This is a genomic window from Neptunomonas japonica DSM 18939 (assembly GCF_000422765.1).
GTDB classification, from domain to species: Bacteria; Pseudomonadota; Gammaproteobacteria; order Pseudomonadales; family Balneatricaceae; genus Neptunomonas; species Neptunomonas japonica.
Genome location: NZ_AUGR01000006.1, coordinates 230,785 through 250,318 on the forward strand (window position 1 = coordinate 230,785; position 19,534 = coordinate 250,318).

The 19,534-nt window shown below is 42.9% G+C and carries 20 protein-coding genes and 1 pseudogene; 9 read left to right on the forward strand and 12 right to left on the reverse strand.

All coding sequences use genetic code 11. The features are described 5' to 3' along the window. Position 1 precedes the first annotated feature (1 nt). The 5 genes from crcB (at position 2) to phaR (ending at position 3,817) form a co-directional block, all read left to right on the forward strand. The gene (gene crcB / locus G511_RS0106610; RefSeq protein ID WP_028468946.1) at positions 2–373 is read left to right on the forward strand and encodes a fluoride efflux transporter CrcB; all 372 of its coding nucleotides are present in this window, start codon (positions 2–4) and stop codon (positions 371–373) included. Between the two features lie 20 nt (positions 374–393). Next, positions 394–1,668: a serine--tRNA ligase gene (serS, locus tag G511_RS0106615; RefSeq protein ID WP_028468947.1), complete on the forward strand. Its 1,275-nt coding sequence runs from the start codon at positions 394–396 to the stop codon at positions 1,666–1,668. Between the two features lie 118 nt (positions 1,669–1,786). Beyond that, positions 1,787–2,938, forward strand: coding sequence for an MFS transporter (locus tag G511_RS0106620; RefSeq protein ID WP_028468948.1), 1,152 nt, complete (start codon positions 1,787–1,789; stop codon positions 2,936–2,938). An 82-nt stretch (positions 2,939–3,020) separates the two neighbouring features. Further along, positions 3,021–3,275 (forward strand): DUF6489 family protein, encoded by a 255-nt coding sequence (locus G511_RS0106625; RefSeq protein WP_028468949.1) that lies wholly within the window; start codon positions 3,021–3,023, stop codon positions 3,273–3,275. Between the two features lie 47 nt (positions 3,276–3,322). Then, positions 3,323–3,817, forward strand: a complete 495-nt coding sequence (phaR, locus tag G511_RS0106630) for a polyhydroxyalkanoate synthesis repressor PhaR (protein WP_028468950.1) — start codon at positions 3,323–3,325, stop codon at positions 3,815–3,817. A 45-nt stretch (positions 3,818–3,862) separates the two neighbouring features. Here phaR and phaC read toward each other — a convergent pair whose 3' ends face one another. The 9 genes from phaC to arsC form a co-directional block, all read right to left on the reverse strand. Further along, the gene (phaC, locus tag G511_RS0106635; RefSeq protein WP_028468951.1) at positions 3,863–4,933 is read right to left on the reverse strand and encodes a class III poly(R)-hydroxyalkanoic acid synthase subunit PhaC; all 1,071 of its coding nucleotides are present in this window, start codon (positions 4,931–4,933) and stop codon (positions 3,863–3,865) included. Further along, positions 4,920–5,924: a poly(R)-hydroxyalkanoic acid synthase subunit PhaE gene (locus G511_RS0106640; RefSeq protein WP_028468952.1), complete on the reverse strand. Its 1,005-nt coding sequence runs from the start codon at positions 5,922–5,924 to the stop codon at positions 4,920–4,922. The genes phaC and G511_RS0106640 overlap by 14 nt, the downstream gene beginning before the upstream one ends. Before the next feature lie 72 nt (positions 5,925–5,996). Beyond that, positions 5,997–6,857: a LysR family transcriptional regulator gene (locus G511_RS0106645; RefSeq protein WP_028468953.1), complete on the reverse strand. Its 861-nt coding sequence runs from the start codon at positions 6,855–6,857 to the stop codon at positions 5,997–5,999. A 272-nt stretch (positions 6,858–7,129) separates the two neighbouring features. Then, a complete protein-coding gene (locus G511_RS0106650) occupies positions 7,130–7,852 on the reverse strand; it encodes a PEP-CTERM sorting domain-containing protein (RefSeq protein WP_028468954.1) in 723 nt (240 codons plus the stop codon). A gap of 114 nt (positions 7,853–7,966) precedes the next feature. Next, positions 7,967–8,890: a LysR family transcriptional regulator gene (locus tag G511_RS0106655; protein WP_028468955.1), complete on the reverse strand. Its 924-nt coding sequence runs from the start codon at positions 8,888–8,890 to the stop codon at positions 7,967–7,969. A gap of 185 nt (positions 8,891–9,075) precedes the next feature. Beyond that, the gene (locus G511_RS0106660) at positions 9,076–10,794 is read right to left on the reverse strand and encodes a SufS family cysteine desulfurase (RefSeq protein WP_245573829.1); all 1,719 of its coding nucleotides are present in this window, start codon (positions 10,792–10,794) and stop codon (positions 9,076–9,078) included. After that, positions 10,754–11,149: a DUF2069 domain-containing protein gene (locus G511_RS0106665; protein WP_036551473.1), complete on the reverse strand. Its 396-nt coding sequence runs from the start codon at positions 11,147–11,149 to the stop codon at positions 10,754–10,756. The genes G511_RS0106660 and G511_RS0106665 overlap by 41 nt, the downstream gene beginning before the upstream one ends. A gap of 14 nt (positions 11,150–11,163) precedes the next feature. After that, the gene (wrbA, locus tag G511_RS0106670; RefSeq protein ID WP_028468958.1) at positions 11,164–11,772 is read right to left on the reverse strand and encodes an NAD(P)H:quinone oxidoreductase; all 609 of its coding nucleotides are present in this window, start codon (positions 11,770–11,772) and stop codon (positions 11,164–11,166) included. Beyond that, positions 11,773–12,123, reverse strand: a complete 351-nt coding sequence (gene arsC, locus G511_RS0106675; RefSeq protein WP_028468959.1) for an arsenate reductase (glutaredoxin) — start codon at positions 12,121–12,123, stop codon at positions 11,773–11,775. Positions 12,124–12,243: 120 nt separating this feature from the next. On the opposite strand from arsC, the gene G511_RS22005 reads away from it, so the two are divergent. Next, positions 12,244–13,512, forward strand: a complete 1,269-nt coding sequence (locus tag G511_RS22005; RefSeq protein WP_051221637.1) for a virulence factor BrkB family protein — start codon at positions 12,244–12,246, stop codon at positions 13,510–13,512. A 33-nt stretch (positions 13,513–13,545) separates the two neighbouring features. Next, on the forward strand, positions 13,546–13,839 hold the full coding sequence (locus G511_RS0106685; RefSeq protein ID WP_028468960.1) for an acylphosphatase: 294 nt from the start codon (positions 13,546–13,548) through the stop codon (positions 13,837–13,839). A gap of 75 nt (positions 13,840–13,914) precedes the next feature. Here the strand turns inward: G511_RS0106685 and G511_RS0106690 are convergent, their stop codons facing one another. Further along, a complete protein-coding gene (locus G511_RS0106690) occupies positions 13,915–15,630 on the reverse strand; it encodes a proline--tRNA ligase (RefSeq protein ID WP_028468961.1) in 1,716 nt (571 codons plus the stop codon). A gap of 330 nt (positions 15,631–15,960) precedes the next feature. Between G511_RS0106690 and G511_RS0106695 the strand changes: the two genes are divergently transcribed. Continuing rightward, entirely contained in the window at positions 15,961–17,433 is a 1,473-nt protein-coding gene (locus G511_RS0106695; protein ID WP_028468962.1) for a two-component system sensor histidine kinase NtrB, read from the forward strand. 30 nt (positions 17,434–17,463) lie between these two features. Here the strand turns inward: G511_RS0106695 and umuC are convergent, their stop codons facing one another. Both umuC and umuD read right to left on the reverse strand, forming a co-directional pair. Next, on the reverse strand, positions 17,464–18,735 hold the full coding sequence (gene umuC / locus G511_RS0106700; RefSeq protein ID WP_028468963.1) for a translesion error-prone DNA polymerase V subunit UmuC: 1,272 nt from the start codon (positions 18,733–18,735) through the stop codon (positions 17,464–17,466). Positions 18,736–18,738: 3 nt separating this feature from the next. Then, entirely contained in the window at positions 18,739–19,170 is a 432-nt protein-coding gene (gene umuD, locus G511_RS0106705; RefSeq protein WP_028468964.1) for a translesion error-prone DNA polymerase V autoproteolytic subunit, read from the reverse strand. A 65-nt stretch (positions 19,171–19,235) separates the two neighbouring features. On the opposite strand from umuD, the pseudogene G511_RS24175 reads away from it, so the two are divergent. Then, positions 19,236–19,534: pseudogene (locus G511_RS24175) on the forward strand (transposase); the annotation flags it as partial.

Consider the following 19,534-nt stretch of genomic DNA (forward strand, 5'->3'; position numbering starts at 1 on the left):
TATGCAAACTATCCTGGCAGTCGCTGTCGGAGGCGCTTTAGGGGCGGCCAGCCGTTTCTGGTTGGCTGGTGCTCTCAATGATAAGGCCGATAAGCTACCTGTAGGAACGCTGGCCTGTAATGTCTTGGGTTCGCTTGTTATGGGTGTTTTATTTGTTCTTATTATGGAGAAAACGCGATTGTCTCCGGAATTAAGACCATTGTTGATGGTTGGTTTTCTGGGTGCCTTTACAACTTTTTCATCTTTCTCTCTAGAGACAGTGGCGCTGGTGCAGGAAGGACATATAATGTCCGCATTAATTTATGTATTATTAAGTGTTTTGATGTGCATTGCTGCTCTGTCAGCTGGTATATGGATCACCCGCCTGTTTTAGATAAGGTAGTTTAAAAACTCATGTTAGATTCAAAAATTGTTCGAGACAATCCTGAAGCTGTCGCTGCACAGCTTGCAAAGAAAAAATATGCTTTTCCTGTTGCTCGTTTTAACGAACTGGAAGCGTTGCGTCGTGAAGCGCAAATTCTGAGCGAAAACCTACAGAATGAGCGTAATACTCGCTCTAAGCAGATAGGTAAAGCAAAAGCGTCTGGTGAAGATATTCAGCCGTTGTTAGCTGAGGTTCAAACTTTAGGTGATCAGTTAGATGAAGCCAAGCGCAAACTAGGTGATATTGCCGCTGACCTAGATGATATTTTGCTAGGCGTTCCTAACTTGCCAGATGCATCTGTTCCTGCTGGCGACAGTGAAGATGACAATGTTGAGGTTCGTCGTTGGGGTACACCGCGCGAACTAGATTTTGATCCGTTAGATCATGTCGCGTTAGGCGAGCGTAATGGCGGTTTAGATTTTGAAACAGCAGCCAAAATAACGGGATCTCGCTTTGCGTTGATGACGGGTAAAATGGCACGTATGCACCGAGCATTGATTCAGTTTATGTTAGATGTACAAACTGAAGAGCACGGTTACACTGAAGCTTATGTACCCTATATGGTGAATGAGGATAGCCTTAAAGGAACAGGGCAGCTGCCTAAGTTTGGTGAAGACTTATTCAAAGTTCCTTTTGGTGACCGCCAGTTTTACTTGATACCGACAGCTGAAGTTCCTGTGACTAATATTGTCCGTGATGAAATTGTCGATGTCGCTCAGTTGCCCGTTAAATATACGGCACATACACCATGTTTTCGTTCAGAAGCAGGAGCGTCTGGTAAAGATACTCGCGGTATGATCCGTCAGCACCAGTTTGAAAAAGTCGAAATGGTGCAGATTGTTGAACCATCTACCTCTTGGGAAACTCTGGAGGCAATGACGCAGCATGCAGAGGCTATTTTACAAAAACTTAATTTGCCGTATCGCGTGGTTGCGTTGTGTGGTGGTGATTTAGGTTTTGGTGCTGCTAAAACTTATGACTTAGAAGTTTGGCTGCCGGGCCAGGACAAGTTCCGCGAGATTTCGTCAGTGTCTAATATGACGGATTTTCAAGCACGTCGCTTGAAAGCTCGCTGGAGAAACCCTGAAACAGGTAAGCCAGAACTATTACACACCCTGAATGGCTCAGGCTTGGCAATTGGTCGTACCTTGGTCGCTGTTCTAGAGAACTACCAAACAGCCGATGGTCGTATTATCGTGCCTGATGCACTCCTTCCTTATATGGGCGGCGTGACTGAGTTGTAAGTAATAGCTTGGCCGGCAATTTAGTTGTTGTCGGCCAATTTTTTATCATCATAATATTTTTCCATTCCTCTGTTGAGAGTCTGTGTACTCAACCTTGATTAGCTAACCGGTTATTACCTTGCCGTATATACGTCTATCAGGTTTCTATTTTTTCTACTTTGCGCTTTTAGGCGCTATGATCCCTTATTGGTCTTTATATCTAGAATCACTAGATTTTGATGCTAAGACAATTGGTTTGTTGATGGCTACACTGCATTTTTCACGTATTTTGGCGCCTGCTTTATGGGGGTGGATCGCGGACAGAACCGGACAGCGGTTACGTGTAATACGTGCTGGCGCTTTATTAACTTGGGTGATTTTCATTGCAATGTTTTGGCAAGACACTGCTATTGGAATTGCGCTTGTTATGCTGGGATATAGCTTTTTCTGGAACGCGGTATTGCCCCAGTTTGAAGTGGTGACACTCAACCACCTTGGTGCTGCGCAGTCCAAGTATAGTCGGGTGCGTTTATGGGGCTCAATAGGCTTCATTAGTACTGTTTTACTTGTGGGCTATATCTTAGATAAGGTCTCGGTAAGCTGGATTCCTTTAATACTACTCATTTTAATGGTTTTTATATGGTTGAACTCGCTACTGATACCAGAGGTTAGTAAGCCTGAAGATGGTAGCCTGTTAGAAAGCTCAAGCTTTCGAGATGTGGTTTTTAAACCGCACATCATTGCTTTCTTTATTATCACATTGCTCATTCAATTTTCTCACGGACCTTACTACACGTTCTTTAGTTTGATGATGCAAAAGCTGGAGTATACACGCACAGAAATTGGCATGCTGTGGTCTTTAGGTGTCGTTGCAGAGATACTCGTTTTTGTTGTTATGCATACCCTTATTATTCGCGTGGGTTTGCGTTTTATTATGCTTGTTAGCTTAGTATTATGTGTGGTGAGGTGGGTTTTATTAGCTTTTTGGCCAGAAAATATTTTCATGGTTATTATTGCTCAGCTGCTCCATGCTGCAACATTTGGCAGCTTGCATGCTGTTGGTATTTCGCTAGTGCATTACTACTTTCCCGGCACCATGCAAGGTCGTGGTCAGGCATTATTTTCTAGTATTGGTTTTGGTCTAGGTGGGACAGCAGGAGCTGTAGTCGCAGGCTTGCTCTGGGATAGTTATGGTTCAGCGGTGACTTTTAGTGTGGCCGCTGCCGTTTCTCTTGTGGCTATCGTGTTGGCATATGTATGGGTTCATCCGGGAAAAGTGCAGCAAAATTGATGCTAATATTTTGCACTGCAGTAAGTATCGCTATATAGTTAAGAAGAGTCTTTTATTCTGCTGCATAACAAAGGGTTATGACATGAATTTTAAAGTAGATGTTGAGATGACGCCGAATGAGTTGCGTCAAGTTATGGGGCTTCCAGATGTTGGGTCACTTCAGGATGAAATGATCGCAAAAGTCAGGGAGCAAATGGATGCCGGAGCAGAAGGTTACGATCCATTAACACTGCTCAAACCTTACATTACTAATAGTGTTGGCTCGATGGAATCACTGCAGAAGCTGATATTTAATATGATGCAGGGTTATGGGAAATCCGACAATAATAAAAGCTAATCACTACTCATCGTTAGAGATGCTGTAGAAAAGAGAGAGAGAACACGTTGCGAATTCTTCGAAAATATACCAATCGACGCCTTTATGATACTTCACGTAGTTGCTATGTCACACTTGAAGATGTCAAAGAACTGGTTTTAAGCAGCGAAGCATTTCAAGTACTCGATTCGAAAACAGGTAATGATCTGACTCGAAATATTCTTCTTCAAATCATTAGTGAGCAAGAAGGAGACGGGCATGGAACGCTACTGACAAATCAGGTGTTACAGCAGCTTATTCGTTTTTATGGCGATAGCATGCAAGGAATGATGAGCCAGTATTTGGAACAAAGTATCGCATCATTTCTTGAGCATCAAGACCGTATCAAAGAACAGATGCAAACTATGATGGGGGTGGCTAATCCTCTTACTATGATGAACAGCATTGCTGATCGTAATATGGCTGTGTGGAATATGTTCAAACCAGGTGAGGGGCCAGCTGACGGAGCACCTGCTGAGTCAGAAAGTAATGTGAAAGACTCAGAAAAGCCTTCTGATAAGTAAAAACATACAAAAATTTAGGGAAGGTAAGTCTTGTTCTTACTTTCCTTAATCTCTTTCTAAAAGCCAGTCGTTAATTTTCTTGGGCACTATGGCTTGTGATTTCCCGCTAACGAACACCCCTATATGTCCCGCTTTTATTTCTTCTTCCTGATAGTCTTTACTTCCAATATATTGTCTTAAGGCAATAGATGCGTCTGGTGGTACTAAGTGGTCATAAGAGCCGAATATATTGAGTACAGGCTGGGTAATGTTAGCTAATCTTACGGGATGTTCACCGATGCTAAGTTGATTTTTAATCAGACGATTCTCCTGAAAAAACCACTTAATAAACTCTCTGAATGCTTCTCCTGCTTGGTCTGGACTATCGTAGATCCACTTTTCCATGCGCAAAAAACTGAGCGCACTTTCTGTATTATGAAGATGGTTAGGCATGCCTAGATTTTTTTGAATGCCTAAGCGCATAGGCATTAAAGAGTTATAAGAATCATTGAGCATTTCGCCAGGGATATTGCCGTAAGTGGATACGGCGAGATCTACATCAATAGAGCGTGCCAACAAGCTAAGTAGATTTGTTTCTGTCTGAAAGTCGACAGGAGTAACCATGGTGATGAGATTATTGATTTTTTCGCCATGAATTGCGGTGTAGCACAGGCTTAGTGTACCGCCTTGGCAGATGCCTAGTAAGTTTGTTTTTTTAACATGTGCATGTAGGCATACTTGATCAACGCAATTGTTAATATACTCGTTAATATAATCATCAAGATCGTTAAATCGATCAGCAGGATCAGGATATCCCCAGTCAATGACGTAAACATCTAGCCCAAGATTGTTGAGTGTTTTCAATAATGATTTTTTAGGTTCCAGGTCAATCATATACCAGCGATTAACGAGTGCGTATGTGATTAATAGTGGCGTTTTGCAACGTGTTTCTACGGCCTTATTGCCTGAAAAGTATAAAAGCTTCAGTTTATCTTGAGCGAATATTTCTACTGCTTGAGATTGAGCAACATCAATTTGTGATATCCCTTTTAGTGTCTCATAGCTACTTTGTAATTTTTGCTCTAAGTCGATGAGTTCATCTTGGATCTTGCTTGGATCAAGTTTAAGATTTTTCATCAGTACCGGCCAAGGTTGATATTAATGTTGGGGATTTTAGCTCAGATAGTTCTTGTTTAAGGTCGTTAATATCTGAGGAAAGTTGTTGCACAGTGCTTTTTAACTCAGAGATTAATATTTGGTTTTGTACTTCTTTTATATCAGCGAGAGTTTTGTTCATTTTTCGCATATCTTTGCGTAAAGCATGTTGGCGCTGTAAAGCTGTATCCAAGCCTTTACGGGTTGCTAGTCCGACTGCCTCAAATTGAATGTCACGCATATCTTGAGCATATTTACGTAAATGCATAAGTGCATTGGATACTCTTCCATGACTTTGCTGGTATTGTTGGGTGTAAAGGCATTCAGAGTAAGCCGCTTCGTAACAATTTACCCAAAGGTTGTGCAGCTCTCCAAGTGTTTCTACGCTCTTTGAGCCTTGTATTAACTCCTGCATCAGTGCATGGCTTGTGTGCAGGTTTATTTGGCTATATTGCTCAATATACTCCGCTAGTGAGTCTTGGTACTCGAGTAGAAGCTTAATCCCGTCACTTGTATTCTTCTGCAACTCATGTGTTGTTCCGACAGAAGGAGTGTTGAGTAAGCTTTTCAGTCCGCTAATGTATGGATTTTCAAATAAAATATCATCACTAAAGCTATGTTTCCTGAATAGGGCAGCAACGTTTTCAGGTAGTTTCCACTGCTTGAGCAAGGCTTCTCCTGTTTGTTGCTGCACAAAATCACGAAACTGTTTGAGCGGGCCTTCGATAGTAACTTTCAAAGTGCTGCTGTTCGAAGAACTTTTACCCGTATGTTCAAGTATTGTTTGACCAAAGCGTAGAAACTCGGTCGTTTGTGTTGCAAGGATTGCTGAGACGCGTGCTAAATCTTGTGATTCATGTGGAGGAATGTTTTCACAAGCAGCACTTGTTGTTTGCTCATCAATCCATTGTTTGAAAAGAGCTTGCTGCTGTTCAAGTAGCGCCTGCATGGGGTCATTTGTCTCACTAGGCACGCGTCTACCTCAAATCATACTTAATATAGGGAGTGTAATAGAGCTAACTTGGATTATGAATAGCCATAAAGATTAAGATAGCATATCAACTAGCTTGCTGGCTGCATTCGAGAGCGTTCTATCTCGATGATGTATATAGCCTAGGTGACGCTTAATAGGCTCTGAACCTGTTTCTAGTACTGTTAGCGATTTATCAATCATGGTTTCTGGTAAAAGGCTCCAGCCTAATCCAATGCTTACCATCATACGGATCGTATCAAGGTAATTGGTAGATATTGCTACATTTAGGTTAAGAGATTTTTTTTGAAACTGCTCCGCCACAATCTGCTGTGTAAATGTTGATGCACCAGGAAGTATGGCTGGGTAGTGAGTTAGCTCCTTTAAACTCACCGTTTTTTGACGAGCAAGAGGGTGATCTTGTGCGACAACATACTTAAGTTGATCCACCCATATCGACTGAGAGTGGATCGCTGGATCGGGCTTAGGTGCAAGTGTGATTAGTGCTAGTTCAAGATCTCCATGCAGCACGCCATTATAGGCAATTTCAGACTCATCAAAGCGCAAGCTTAACTGAACCTCCGGGTACTCTTTTGTAAACCGACGTAAGATGGGAGGTAGCCTGTGTAAGCTAATATGGTGGCTTGCTGCGAGTGATAAAGGACCTTTTACAATACCGGATAAATTCCCCATGGCGCGCCCCGCATCTTTAATTGCATTAACGATAGTTTTTGCTTTGGGGAGGAGTTCACGGCCGGCTTCTGTTAACGTTACTTTTCGACCAATCCTATCAAATAGCTTTTGATTGAGTTGCTCTTCCAGTGTGGCTATGCGCTTGCTAACAGCTGATTGTGTGATGAATAGTTGTTGCGCAGCCAGTGAAAAAGAGTGGCTTTCTGCAACCGCAATAAAAGCTGATAGTGTATTGGTATCCATAAAATCCTGCTGGCCGTATCGCTAATGCAAAGTCGTGAACGGGAAGGGTATGAAGTATAGCCTTTAACCTACAGGTTGGCGCGATTAATGGGGTTTACTCTGGATCTGGCGTTGTTACATTGGCTTCTTTCAGAAGCGATAAAAAGTACAAACAAGAATGTACGCCATGTCAGTAGTCATAATGTATGCTTCTTGGTATGTCAGTATATTTGGAGTGATGGAAGGGGTATAGCTTCTTAGAAGCTATACCGTAAAAAGCGCTATGCTAACGTTTAATGCATTTGTTTGTTGTTTCGCGTTGATGCGCCAATACCGGCAAGCCCGAGCATTAACAATAAGATACTGCCTGGTTCTGGAACAGAACTAGTTCCAGAGCGGGTGAACTGCAGATCGTCAAAGACAGAGTGAAACCCGAGTAGCTCAATATAAGCAATATCTGCATTGTCTCGCTTGATTCCTCTGAATGCCCCGTCATTATTGCTGCTAGGCGTGTTAATACTGGTGCTGTCAGATCTGTTAATTACAAATTCTTCCAATAATGTCGAACCAGAATCGTATGCACTTAGGCTAACAGCACCATTGTCCGCATCTCTTCTAGAGAAATAGTTCATGAAAAAACCAAAACTAGAGATGTTGCCTGAATTAAAGTCGATTCTTACAGGAAAAACATTGACGTTATCAGGTTGAGATATGCCTAAGAATCCGTTTCTGCCCGAGTTCCACTCTTGGTTATTACTAAGATCCCACGTTGTATTTGTTAACCACAGATCTTCAGGATCTTGTGTGGTTGAAACTTTAATATCTTCACCGATCGACGTGCCAATATTGATCGGTCCATTTACGCTGTGGTGCTGGTTACTTCCAGTAAATTCACTGAAATCTATCAGGTTAACTGCACCTGTTAAACTTGAAACATCAGTAATAAAGGCTGCATTAGCAGGCTGTAGCGCTAAAATAGATAAAAGGCTTAGAGTGCCCAATATTTTATTTTTCAATGTGTTCACCTAAAGTCCATTTAATATTTAGTGGTATTATAATTAATTATGGCGATTAATCATACATATGTTTCAAAGTGGTCTACACTTAGAGGTTAGCTGTTTTTTCTTTTTCTAGTCATGATTATGGTTAGATATGGGTGTTACCATTTGCTCGCTAGCCCAAGGGTGGTCGCCAATCATCTCCATCATGTGATCGATGAATAGTCTGACTTTAGGGTTCAAGTGTCTGCGGCTAGGGTAAAGGGCGTTAACTTCGATGGGAGGGGGCGAGTACTCGCTTAGAATTTCAACAAGATCCCCTTGCTGTACGCTGTTACAGCAGAACACACGAGGCATCCTTGCAATGCCCATATCTTGCAATAGCAGTTCGCGAATAAAACTGATGCTATTTGCTTTTAAATGCCCTGTCACTTCGACTACTTCATTCCAGTTGTCAAATTCCCAGTGTTCGATGGCTTTTAATATTCCATAGCATTCATGATTTTGAAGGTCATCAGGTGTTTTTGGTGTGCCATGTTTGGCGAGGTAGGCAGGCGAGGCGTATAAGCCTCGTGAAACGCTAGCGACACGGCGAGCGATAAGGCTAGAGTCTGCAAGTTCGCCAACACGAATGGCTAAATCTATGCCTTCTTCAATCAGGTCAATCACCCGGGTGCTCAGCTCTACCTCAAGCATTATTTGAGGGTAGCGTTTCATGAAAGTGCCAACGACCTCGTTCATCATAAAAACCCCCAGCTCTGACGGCATAGTGATGCGTAAGCGTCCACGAGGGTTGCTTTGAGTGGCAGATAGGTGGTCTTTCGCGGTATCTAGTTCATTAATAAGAGGTTGGCAGCGACCAAATAACTCTTCTCCATCGTCCGTGAGCTTTAATTTACGCGTTGTTCTTTGTAATAAGCGTACGCCTAGCTCATCTTCAAGTTGAGCGATACGGCGACTGATAGTCGATTTTTGAATGCCCAAGCTTTCTGCAGCAGAGGTAAAGCTTCCTGTTTCAACAATGCGAATAAAAAGGCTTACATCGTTAAGATTCATGGTGCTATCGCTTTGTTGAAAGTGAATGAGTGTGCCGCATTTGGCAAAGAGTAGAGCCGGCTTAGTTGTTCTTTTTTAACTTCTTTTATCGCTATTAGTGCTAGGGACGCTACACAGAATCTTCTGTTATTGCTGTGCAAAGATCAAGAACTAGAACGATTAGTATAAAAATGGGGTTAAAGTATTTATTTGGCAAGATGCTTTATCTGATTAATGATTGCTTGCACGCCATTGGTTCGTGAAGGGCTTAGGTAACTAGTTAATTTGCATGACTGAAGTAGTTTTTTGGTTTGTAGGGATTGAATGGATTCGCTTGTCTGGTGTTGAACCGCAGACAAAATCAGATAAATAATGCCACGCATTAGCTTTGCATCAGAGTCGATAGCAAATTCCCAAGTCAGGTCTGGTTGTTGTTGTGCAACAAGCCATACTTTGGACTCACAACCTGCGATGCGGTGCTCATCAATTTTGTAATGGGTAGGGAGTACGGATAGCTTTTTTCCTGTGCTAAGAAGTAAATCAAAACGAGCTTGCCAGCTAGTAGCAGAGCTTAGCTTTTCAACGAGCAGTGGGTGGTTTTCTGTTTTGCAATAAGACAGAGAGCTATTTTCTGGGGGTGTATCAATATCTGTTGGAGTGTTACCTCTAAGTTGTGTAATACAGTCTTGCAGTACTTCGGCAAAACGAGTTACTTCTGCTTGGGTATTATATAAGGCAAACGAAGCGCGGACAGTGCCGTTGCAGTGTAAATACTCCATAAGGGGCATAGTGCAGTGGTGCCCGCTTCGAACAGCGATTCCAGACTGGTCTAGTAAGGCTGCTAAGTCCTGATTATGAACGCCTTCAACCATCAGTGACAAGATGCCGACATTATCAGGCTCTGCTGCCAGTAGTGTTATGCCATCAATGTTTTGGCAGTACTGGATAGCAATATCTCTGAGGTTTTTCTCATGTGCAGCGACCGCTTTACGATCTAGATTAGCTAGGTATCTTAGCGCCTCAGCCAGTGCTATAGCGTCAGCAATGGGAGGAGTGCCTGCTTCAAACTTAAAGGGGATGCGGTTGAAAGTAGTGCCAGAAAAGCTGACGTTTTCAATCATTTCACCACCACATTGCCAAGGCGGCATCTGTTCAAGTAATGCTTTGCGCCCCCAGAGTGCTCCAATGCCTGTTGGACCATAGCATTTATGCCCTGAAAAGAAGTAGAAATCGCATCCAATATTTTGAACATCAACTAGCTCATGAGCAATAGCTTGGGCTCCATCTATAACGACAGTTGCGCCCACTGATTTGGCCATCTCTGTGATTTTTTCTACCGGATTTATTACGCCTAGTGCATTAGATACATGGGTGAGCGTAACAATTTTAGGGCGATGCTTAATCAGTAGTTGTTGGTACGCTGCTAGATCTAGTTCGCCTGTTGGTGTTAAAGGTATCACCGCAATATGCGCATGCCTTTTATGGGCTGCTTGTTGCCAAGGCACAATATTGGCGTGATGCTCCATCACTGATAATAAAATAGTATCGTCAGGAAGTAATATTGAATCAGCGTAGGATTGAGCAATTAAATTAACGGCCTCAGTCGCTCCACGTGTCCAAATAACCTCTTCTACATGGGGCGCGTTAATTATGCTTGCTACTTGCTCTCTCGCTGCTTCAAATTCGCTGGTTGCTCTGTTTGAGAGGGTATGTGAGCCTCTGTGAACATTGCTATTAGCAGATTTATAAAAGCGCGAAAGGCTATCGATAACAGCGCGCGGCTTTTGGGTTGTTGCTGCATTGTCAAGGTAGATCAATGGTTGCCCATTGATCCTGCTTGATAATATCGGGAAGTCGCGCCTGATTTTTGAGGGATCAAACATACTATTTAGGTGCTGGCTCTGAATCGCGAGATAAACGAGCATATCGGCTCTGCCAGCGAATATACATCATGGCTGCAGTAAACAATGTGCTAACCAGTAGTGTATAGGCAATGCCAAAACTACGTGTTTCTAGGCTCATTGTTGTTGCTAAAACTGCTTCAATAAAATAGATCAACAGTACAAAGCAAAGCCATGCATGACTGCGTGGATTTCCCGATATGATAGCAGGGATAAAGCCGGCTAATGGCAGTACATGAACAGCCCATATAACCCAAGGCTTCCCTGTTTCTAAAGGGTGAATCACCATGTACCATAGGGTGAACAACAGCATTAATCCCACATAGCTGGCGATGGTGATTACGCGTGTGATGCGTGCTTTTTTACGTAGGGTTTCCATCAAAGGTCCTGTGCTTATGAGTCTGTATTGACAGAAAGTTTTTTTGCCAATGTTGCGAGGTGCTTACCTTGCGCTTGGCAAAGAGATGTTTCGTCTTGGTCTAGTGCCCGTTTATTATCACGCCCAGCCAAATGTGTTGCACCGTAGGGTGTTCCACCGGACTGTGTTGTTAGTAGTTCTGTCTGGCTATATGGGATGCCACTAATAACCATGCCGTGATGTAGTAACGGAAACATCATGCTCACAAGTGTGGTTTCTTGCCCCCCGTGTAGGCTAGAGGTTGAGCTAAAGACAGAAGCTGGCTTGCCTATTAGCGCACCTGACATCCAGATACCGCTGGTAGAGTCTACAAAGTACTTTAATGCGCTTGCCATATTGCCAAAGCGAGTTGGGCTACCTAATGCTAATCCTGCACATTGGCTTAAATCTTCTTCTGTGCAATATAGGGCGCCTTCTTCAGGAATCGCCGGTGCAGTGGCCTCACTCACAGCTGAAATGCCTGGTACGGTACGTAAGCGGGCTTCCATGCCCGCTCTTTCAACACCACGCGCAATGTGTTGAGCCATCTGTCGTGTTGCACCATGGGTGCTGTAATAGAGCACTAGGATATAAGATGATGCCACTTATAAAATCTCCAGCACTGACTCGGGTGGGCGTCCGATGCGTGCTTGGCCGTTTTTGAATACGATAGGGCGCTCAATCAATTTTGGATTAGCGACCATAACTTCAATGATTTGTGCATCACTAAGTTCTGGGTTGCTAAGATCGTTATCTTTATATTCTTGCTCGTTTTTACGTAACAATTCACGCGCGCTTATACCAAGTGAAATTAAGACTTGGTTCAATTCTGCAGCAGAAGGGGCTTCTTTCAGGTATTCGCGGATATCTGGATCGATCCCTTGCTCTTTAATCAGCTCTAGTGTCTGACGTGATTTTGAACAGCGAGGATTATGGTAGATTGTCACTTGGCTCATTCTGATTTCCCGTGCAAACTGTTATAAAACAGCCATTAAAGTGATAAAGCCGTTATTGTATACGTCTAAGAAGGCGCAACAAAGGCTCATCATAAAAGTTTTATTGTAAGGAATCGTTAAATGAGTGGGTTACTGGATTTTCCAGCAGTACGTTTTTTACGTTATTTATTACGCCAATTTCTTGGCAACGGTGGTGTTATTAATGCCTCTGCGCTGACATACACAACGTTATTTGCAGTTGTACCTTTAATGACGGTGTCTTTTGCTATGTTAGCTGCCATACCTTCTTTTCAGGGGGTTGGGGAGCAAGTGCAGGGATGGGTTTTTTCTAATTTTGTGCCAACAACGGGTGAGGAGATCCAAAATTACCTTAAAGATTTTACGAATCAAGCGCAAAAGTTAACAGCGGTGGGTGTCGGGTTTCTTGTTGTGACATCTATCATGATGATGCGCAATATTGAGGTGGCATTTAATCGTATTTGGCGAGTTTCAGATCAACGTAAAGGTATGTCTAGTTTTTTGTTGTATTGGGCTATTTTGAGCCTCGGTCCGATTCTTATAGGTTTGGGGATATTGGTATCGTCATATATTGCATCGCTACCTTTAATATCCGACGCCACAAATCTTGTTGGAAAATCTAGATTGCTTACTATGCTGCCGATTGTTATGTCTGCAGCCGCATTTACCTTACTTTATGCTGCAGTACCTAACTGTAAAGTCCCTCTTAAAAATGCTTTTATCGGGGCTGTTGTGGTGGCAATTTTATTTGAAAGCGCTAAACGTGGTTTTGCTTTTTATGCGACACAATTTCCATCATATGAATTGATATACGGAGCATTTGCAGCGATCCCTCTGTTTCTAGTTTGGATTTTTATCTCCTGGTTTATTATTTTGATGGGGTGCGAGCTGACTCGTGCGTTGACGGTTTATCAGTCTAGAGGGCGAGTACGTGAGAAGTCGCATTTACATACTGTTGTTGGTGTATTGCATCGCTTGTGGGAAGGGCAAAAAGTTGGGCAGGCATTGAGTGATGATCAGTTATTGCAGCAAGTGAATGGGTTAGATCAATCCAGCTGGGATGAATATGTTCAGATGCTAATGTCTCAGAATCTGGTTCGACGTACAGATCAAGGTGAATATTTGCTATCGCGTGGGTTGAATACGATAACGTTGAATGAGTTATGCCGTCTTTTACCTTGGCCGATACCGGATCCTTTGTCGGCTACTGGTCATGATGCAGCTTGGGAAAATAATTTAGATGGCTGTCTGAATGATGTTAAAAAAATGCAGGAGCGTGACCTTAATATTACACTAGAGCGACTATTTTCAAATACTAAAACCGATGTAGGTAATGTGACAAACGAGGCTTTGTCAGTTGTTAAGCGGTAGATTTATAGTTAAAAATATAAGAGGAAGTGAGTCGTGGCAAAAATATGTATTAATGCTTTTGTTACTGGCAAGGTTCAAGGTGTCTGGTTTCGTCAATCTACAATGGATGAGGCGTTGTCGCATGGCTTAGCAGGATGGGTTAGAAACCTTTCTGATGGGCGGGTTCAAGTTATGTTGTGTGGTGAAAGCAATGCGGTTCGTCAAGTTGAGGCATGGTTACAAATAGGGCCTGCACTTGCCAATGTTGCGCAAGTTATATCTGAGTCACTACCATATGATGAGAACTTGAACGGTTTTGTTGTGCGGCGTGATGAAAGGGAATGTTAACGGTTTAAGTAAATCAAAAGCATAAAAAAGGCTGCTCACATTAAGAGGCAGCCTTTTTTGATATTGCTGTTGGTATTAGCCCGTGACTTTTTGCGTTAGGAATTCAACAATGCCTTCAGCTGAGACATCTTGTTTTTCACTATCGCGACGGCCTTTGTATTCGTAAGCACCGGCTTCAATACCGCGCTCAGAGATGACCAGGCGGTGAGGTAGCCCCATTAGTTCCATATCGGCAAATTTCACACCAGGGCGTTCTTTACGGTCGTCTAGTAATACTTCGATGCCTGCTGATTGAAGTGCTGTGTAGATTTCATCGGCAACATTGCGAACTTTTTCAGACTTATCATAGTTCAATGGAACTAAAGCAATCTGGAATGGAGCAAGGCTTGCTGGCCAAATAATCCCATTTTCATCATGGTTTTGCTCGATTGCAGCAGCAACTACGCGTGTTACCCCTACACCGTAACAACCCATTTCCAATACGGTCGCTTTACCATTTTCATTTAATACTGTGGCACTCATTGCTTCAGAGTACTTCGTGCCTAGTTGGAAAATATGCCCTACTTCAATACCGCGTTTAATTTGCAGTGTTCCTTGACCGCAAGGGCTAGGGTCGCCTTCTTGAACATTGCGCAGGTCTGCAATAGTGGGTGTAGGTAGGTCACGTTCCCAGTTGATATTGGCGTAGTGTTTATCTTCAATATTGGCGCCAGCAGCAAAGTCAGCCATGTTGGCAACGCTGCTATCAATAATGCATGGGATAGTCAGATTGAGTGGGCCTAGTGACCCCGGACCTGCACCCATTACTTTGAGAATTTCTTCTTCAGTAGCAAAACATAGTGGTGCCGCTACATCGGGTTGCTTCTCTGCTTTAATTTCGTTTAAGTCATGGTCACCACGTACCAATAAAGCTACAAAATCGGCTTCACATTCTTCTGATGCGACAACGACGAGTGTTTTGACGGTTTTTTCAATAGGTAGGTTAAATTGCTCGACCAGCTCATTGATAGTTTTTGCATTAGGTGTGTCAAAGAGTGCCATTTCATCTGTTGGAGCTGCTCTTTCACCGAGTGTCAGCGCTTCGGCCATTTCAACGTTAGCGGCGTAATCGCTGCTATCAGAGAAGGCAATATCATCTTCACCAGAGGAAGCTAGTACATGGAATTCATGCGAGCCATTGCCGCCAATAGAGCCGTTATCTGCAATCACTGGACGAAAATCAAGGCCCAAGCGTGTAAAGATGTTGGTATAGGCTTGATACATCACGTCATAGGTCGCTTCCAAAGACTCACGTGAAGAATGGAAAGAATAGGCGTCTTTCATGATGAACTCGCGAGAACGCATTACACCAAAGCGAGGGCGAATCTCATCGCGAAATTTGGTTTGAATCTGATAAAAATTAGCAGGTAATTGTTTATAACTTCTAATTTCGTTACGCACGATATCAGTGATAACTTCTTCATGTGTAGGGCCTACACAAAAAGAGCGGCCGTGACGGTCGTTTAAGCGCAATAGTTCTGGACCATATTGTTCCCAACGTCCCGACTCTTCCCAAAGCTCTGCAGGTTGAACAGCAGGCATAAGTATTTCCATTGCGCCTGCGTTATCCATCTCTTCTCTCACAATACGCTCAACTTTACGAAGCGTACGTAAGCCCATAGGTAGCCAAGAATAGAGTCCTGATGCTTCTCTTCTAACCATACCTGCGCGTAGCATCAGCTGATGGCTGATGACTTCAGCGTCAGAAGGAGTCTCTTTGAGCGTTGCGATAAGAAATTTGCTTGCGCGCATGGCAGTATTGACCTTTACAGAGTTCACTTGAAAATCGCATTATTCTATGGATATGTGTCGTTAGGGACAAGTAAGAGAGTCATTAATAGCGACTTTTTGAACGATTATCCTGAGAAAATCAAGATTCGTGTGAGATTCTAACTATTTGCAGGTGTCGGTTAGCGTTTTTGATATGCTTAAATATCGAGTACAAGAGTTCGTGATGCCCTTATTTTTACTGAGTTGTTTATCCGCAATGATGCGGGTAATCTTGGTCGGATAAAGTAGTGTTTTTATAAGATTTAAATTGTTAACAGTGTTTTGTAGTTATTTGATTATACTTGGATTTATATGAAAAATATTTTAGTTTTAATGTTGTTGGTAATGCAGTCTTCATGGGTGCATGCAGGGATCACCAGTATCTTTAAAGATGCTAATGGTAAAACTAATTGGCAAATTTTGGCTAACTGGAGCAGCGGTACACTGATCATCTTGCTTTCTATTGTAGCGATAGGCTTATATTTTGCCCGCCGCCGTGCTTTTAAAACGAATATTGAGTTAACTGAAATACGAAAAGATCTTGAACTGCGAGTAAAAGATCGTACTGCAACGCTTGATGAGTCTAATAAACTTTTAAAGCACAGTAATCAGTTATTAGAAGATGAGGTGTCGCAACATGTGGTTACGAGCGACCGGCTGCGTTCTTCTGAATCCTATATCAAGGATATTTTAACGTCTATGCCATTGATGTTGGTGGGGCTGGATAACGAAGGTCGAGTGACGCAATGGAATAAACAGGTAGAGAAAGTTTCGGGAATCCCTGTAACTCAAGCCCTGGGGAAAACTTTATGGGAAGCTTATCCTACGGTATCTATATCGCCCGAGCAGATTCAGCAGGTGATCGAAAAGAATACCCCCATCCACTTTAAGCAAAGCCTGAGAAGTGTAGCGCATTACGATATTACAATTTATCCCCTGCAGGGCCAGGCTGAACAGGGTGTTGTTATTTTGGTTGATGATGTGAGTAAGCAGACCTCTGCTGAAAACATGCTGATCCACAACGATAAGATGTCATTTATGGGGGAGTTAGCTTCAACGATGGCACATGACATTAATGTTCCGTTGCAGGCCATTTTAATGGATCTAAAAAGCTTCCAGCATACGCTTGCCGATAAAGCAAACGTTGAAGCGGCAGCTGATGATAAGCAGGCAAGGCAGTTGAATACTATTCTTCATGATATGTCAGATAAAGGGGAGCAGGTATCGACTATTATCAGTAACTTGTTGTCATTTGCACGCAGTCGTCATGATAAGAAGCAGTTAGCAAATATTGTAGACGTAATGGAAAATGCAATTGGCTTGGCAAACGACGTTATCTCGGTTTCAGCTAATTTGCCGTTTAGTAAGGTAGCTTTGGAGCGCAATTACGAAAAGAATTTGCCGTTAACACCTTGTTACATTACTGAGCTTCAGCAAGTCTTTTTAGGTCTGTTTCGTCATGCATGTCATGCACTAGAAATGAAAATGGAAGAGACGCATCGCTCCGAAGAGTTTAAGCCAACCATTAAGATTATTCTGGCTGAATGTTATGACAGTCTCTGGATTAAGGTTCAGCATAATGGCGTTGGTTTAACTAATGAGGAGCAGATGTATTTATTTGAACCTTTCTTTAGTAACAAGGCTCCAGAAGCTGACTTTGATGCAGGTGAGCGGTTATCCTTCTCTTATTACATCGTCACTGAGCAGCACCAAGGCGATATGGCAGTAACATCAGATCTTAATGTTGGCTCAACTGTGCATATACAGTTACCGATTAATCACTGAATGGAGGCGTTAGTAAGTGTTGGTTGCATGCTAGCGAATGCTAGGAATATCACTCCATTGTGTAGTGTAAGCAGGGGATAGCTTCTCTTGCTTCATCTTCCAGCCGTGTGAGCGCTGTTGTCCTGCAAAGCAAATGTGTCCCTTGCCACTCTTATTGATTTTATCGATAGCTTGCATGAGTGCGGTCGAATTTCTAAAAGGTGAAGGTTTGTCCCAGAGTGTTGCCTGAAATGTGCCAGGCTCATAGAAATCAGCGAGCATCACGCCCGTCTTCATGTAGAGAAGGCCTTCTTTGTATATCGTTTTTAATAACTGAATAGCTGCTTGGGTTATATCACGAGTGTCATGGGTAGGTGTGTCTAGAATACAGCTGGCGCTATCGCGATAATAACTTTGATTTGGGCTGAAAGGGCTGGTTTTGATAAATATTGAAACCACACGTGCTTGTTTACCTTGCTCCCGTAGTTTTTCCGTTGCCCGTTCACAATGCTTGCACAGTGCCGCATGCATATCTTTGTAATCAGCAACACGCACACCAAAGGTTCGGCTGCATAAAATCTGTTTTTTGGCGGGTGGCGATGATTCCATATCTATACATGATAAGCCGTTCAATTCACGAACGGTTCGTTCAACACTGATAGAGAACTGTTGTCGAATCCAGCCGGGTTGGCTGCGTGCTAATTGTAAGGCAGTGTCTATGCCAACGTTGTTTAGTTGTTTGGCAAGGCGCGAACCAATCCCCCATACTTCTTTAACCGGCGTTATGTTTAGGAGCTTTTCTTGTCTTTTTGCTGAGGTAAGGTCTACTACACCTGCAGTTTTTCGATAACGTTTAGCGGCATTGTTGGCGAGCTTTGCTAACGTTTTAGTGGGTGCTATACCTACGGACACCGAGATGCCAACCCAGTTTTCAACACGCTGTTTTATTTTAATGCCAAATGCTTCTGCAGACGATGCATTATCGATGCTGTTTAGATCTAAAAAGGCCTCATCGATTGAGTAGACTTCTATATCAGCTACCATCTGCTCCAAAATATTCATGACACGCGCCGAAATGTCGCCATAAAGTGCATAGTTAGAGGAAAATACCTGCACGTTTTCATGAAGTAATTGTTCCTGCACTTCAAATAATGGAACAGCCATGCGAATGCCTAATGCTTTGGCTTCTGCGCTGCGGGCCACAATACAACCGTCGTTATTTGATAAAACCACAATGGGTCGGCCCCGTAGGTCAGGCCTGAAGAGGCGCTCGCAGCTGGCATAAAAGTTATTACAGTCGACCAACGCAAAGCAAGATGTCATTACTTAGCCTCTTAATGAGTGGATGACTGTGGTGACAACACCGAACAGTTCGAGCTCATTACCTTCATTGAGAGTGATCGTTGAGTAGGCTTTGTTCATAGGTCTAAGCTGTACAGAATTTGAGCTGATAATTAACTGTTTAACGGTGAACTCATCATGAAGGCATGCAATGACAATATCGCTAGAGCGGGCTGTTAAAGAGCGGTCTACGATAAGAATATCTCCTGAAAAGATACCGGCATCGATCATAGAGTTTCCTTGAGCGCGTACAAAGAAGGTTGCTGCAGGATGTTTGATGCATAGCTCGTTTAGATCCAGGGTTTTCTCAATGTAATCTTGTGCTGGCGATGGGAAGCCAGCAGCAACTGGGTCTTGAAAAAGAGGAATGTCATGGTTCTGTTGTTGAGAGAACCGACCTAGTAGAGTTGTTAGCATAATAATCCATAGCTGTATTTATATATGGGGTATCCCCTTAGCTCCATGTCTGCCAAAATTCCAATATGGATCATCACAACAACATGCCTGTTGCAGGCACCGATTACCCGACAACTTTAAGCCAATTTCTTGATTGGTTCCATTCTGAAGAAGCTTGTCGTGCCTATCTTGAAAAACTAAAGTGGCCTGATGGTATCATCTGTCCTAAATGCAATGCCGTGAGTAACGCTAGTTTTTAAAGCCGTAAACGCTGGGTGTGTCGTTCTTGTAAACACCAAACCACAGTAACAGCAGGTACTATTTTTGATAAAACACGCACAGAGTTGCGTATTTGGTTTGTCGCTATATGGTATATCACTAATCA